The organism is Protofrankia sp. Cj3, assembly GCF_917627355.1.
Lineage (GTDB): Bacteria > Actinomycetota > Actinomycetes > Frankiales > Frankiaceae > Protofrankia.
This window is the reverse complement of record NZ_CAKJTR010000038.1, coordinates 30,941-33,515: the sequence shown is the minus strand read 5'-3', so window position 1 is coordinate 33,515 and position 2,575 is coordinate 30,941. Positions and strand designations below refer to the sequence as shown.

Annotated in this window: 3 protein-coding genes; all 3 read right to left on the bottom strand. The window is 70.2% G+C overall.

All coding sequences use genetic code 11. The features are described from left to right. Positions 1–453 (bottom strand): CrcB family protein (locus MJ783_RS07610; RefSeq protein ID WP_239309518.1); only part of this gene is annotated, 453 nt, incomplete at its 3' end. Between the two features lie 35 nt (positions 454–488). After that, on the bottom strand, positions 489–1,496 hold the full coding sequence (locus MJ783_RS07605) for a cation diffusion facilitator family transporter (RefSeq protein ID WP_370651496.1): 1,008 nt from the start codon (positions 1,494–1,496) through the stop codon (positions 489–491). Positions 1,497–1,806: 310 nt separating this feature from the next. Beyond that, on the bottom strand, positions 1,807–2,289 hold the full coding sequence (locus tag MJ783_RS07600; protein ID WP_239309514.1) for a cobalamin biosynthesis protein: 483 nt from the start codon (positions 2,287–2,289) through the stop codon (positions 1,807–1,809). Positions 2,290–2,575 lie beyond the last annotated feature (286 nt).

Sequence of the window (2,575 nt, the reverse complement as noted above, 5' to 3'; positions counted from 1 at the left end):
CCGCGCCAGCAACGATCGTGTTGCCAGGGTCGCGGCCCAGACCGCGCCGAGCCCGCTTGCCATGGTCAGTACCAGGTATACCAGCGCCGTCCCGGCGTGTCCGCCCGCTGCCAGCCCCTCGGCGTCGAGCGCATATGTGGAGAAGGTCGTGAACCCGCCCAGCACCCCGGTGCCCAGGAACGGCCGCGCCAGTGGATGTACCGTATCCAGCTCGGTGACCATTACCATGAGCAGCCCGATGAACGCGCATCCGGAGGCGTTCACGACCAGCGTGGCCCAGGGGAACGCCCCCGCTGGGGTGGGCCAGAGCAGCGCCATGCCGTAGCGGGCGCAGGCCCCCAGCGCGCCGCCGACGGAAATGACGGCCAGCCGCGGGAGCGGTGCGCGGCGCGGCCCCTGGCGCCGCGGGGGCCAGCGTGGATCCACATCGGGATCGGCCGGTTCGACGAGCATCCGCTTCGGGCCCACTGTGTTCAGATCGACTGTGTTCAGGTCGGCAGGGAGGCCGCGGCGTAGTGCGTCCTGCCGTGTGACGTGACGCAGTGTGGGTGAGGCTGTACGCCACGATGAATCGCGTCGGCGTGGTGTGCCTCGGTGGGTTGATGGTCCACCTGCAGGGTGGTGTGGTCGATGCGGTGGTCGTCTCGCAGCCAGCCGTCCAGATCGACGCGGACGGCGTGGCAGTCGGCGTCGGGGAGCACGAGGACGTGCGCGGACAGTGCCGGCTCCCCGGAGGTGATCTGCCAGATGTGGAGATCGTGGACTTCGCTGACACCGGGCCGGCGGGCCATGGCGGCACCGATGCCGTCCGGGTCGATCCCGTCCGGCGCGGCCTCGAGAAAAATCCGGCCGGAAGCGCGTAGGAGCCCGACGCCTGCTTTCACCATGAGGATGACAACGACAATCGAGGCGGCCGAGTCGGCGCGATCCCATCCGGTGACGAGGATGACGACGCCCGCGAGGACGGTCGCGAGGAACGCGTAGAGATCGGTGAGGATATGCTGGAAAGCACCTTCGACGTTCAGGCTGGCCCGGTTGGCTCGGCTGATCGCCCAGGTCGCGGCGATGTTGACGCACACGCCGACGAGCGCGGTGCCCAGGACGAGCCCGCCGGCCACCGCGCTCGGTGCCAGGAGCCGAACGACTGCCTGGTAGCTGAGCCAGCCAGCCAGCAGCAGCAGGGTGATGCCGTTGGCCTGGGCGGAGAGGATCTCCACGCGGCGCAGCCCGAACGTGTATGAGCCATGGGCGGGCCGGGCCGCGAGCCACAGCGTGGCCAGCGCCAACACGATCGACGACGCGTCGGTGAGCATGTGGGCCGCGTCCGACAGCAGGGCCAGGGAGTGCGCCAGCAGGCCGACGACGACCTCTGCCGTGAGGTAGCCGCTGATCAGGCCCAGCGCGATCGTCAACCAGCGGCGGTCGGCGTCCGCTGCCACATCATGCCGGTGACCGCCGTGGCCATCCGTATGATGACCATCCGTATCCTGGCCCATTCCGGTGTCACCCACCGCAGCCCTTCCTCTCCCTCATTCCTTTTCCACCGTACCGTTTTTCGCCCCGGCGCCCCGGCGCCGGCTTTCGCCTCGCGACGCACGCACCACAGCCCCGCTCCCGGAAGCACACCCACTATTGCTTAGCGAAAACGAGTGTCGGCACCGAATCCGGTTTCGTTTGCGTACATTTTTCTTGCGTCATTATTATCGATGTCGGCCGGGTCCGGGCGCTGACTTTCCGCGCCATTGTTGGCGAGCTCATTGCCGGTACGCGAGAGCGGCCGGGTCTGGCGCGCGGCGTGCGCGACGATCAGCCTGGCGTCATGGCTGAGTGGTCAAGGCCCCGGCCGGCCGTGGAGCCGAGACCGACGATCGTCAACCAGTCGCGGGGACGGTGGCGGGCCACCGCCACGGTGGCATGTGCGCTCGCCCGCTTGGGCACGACAAGCGCAGCGCCAGCCGCTGGGAGACTGTCGGCACCGAGCAGGCTCGCCGCCTCGGCCACGCTCGGCGTCCCGACCGCGGCCCGCACCACATCCGAGGGATTGGGCACGTCAACCGTGGCGAGCGCCGCGGCCGGGTGGAACAGCAGCGGCCAGCCCCGGGCACGGGCGGCCGAGACGATGCCGATCTCATCGCGCTTGGCGTCGACGGTGGCGAGGTGGCGTACCGCCAGCGGTGACAGGCCCGCGTCGGCCAGCGCGTGTTCGACCAGGTCGAGAACTTCCCGTGCGGGTGCGCCGCGGCTCGCGCCGACTCCGACGACTAGTGGTCGCCGCCGGTAGACGACCATCGGGCCGGTTACGGCCGTAACCGGGCTGTGGCAAGCGGGCCTCCCGCGGCCTCGAAACCGGCGCCGGCCAGCGCGCATCCCATCAGCCGGTCGCCCGGGGCCGGCTGCGCGCTCATTGCGGCCATCGCGGCCCGTTCCCGTGGCTCCCATGGCTCCCATGCCTGGCCTGCTTCGCCGCCGCGACGAAGCGCGTGGCCGCGCCGGGTACACCCGCCCAGTGCAGATGCAGGTAGGACGCGTGTACCCCACCGCGCACGAAGCCCTCCAGCCGATCATCCCGATCGCC

Bases quoted from the DNA above. Each gene is read 5' to 3' on its own strand.
- MJ783_RS07600 (WP_239309514.1), bottom strand. From the start codon at position 2,289: ATGGTCGTCTACCGGCGGCGACCACTAGTCGTCGGAGTCGGCGCGAGC.
- MJ783_RS07605 (WP_370651496.1), bottom strand. From the start codon at position 1,496: ATGGGCCAGGATACGGATGGTCATCATACGGATGGCCACGGCGGTCAC.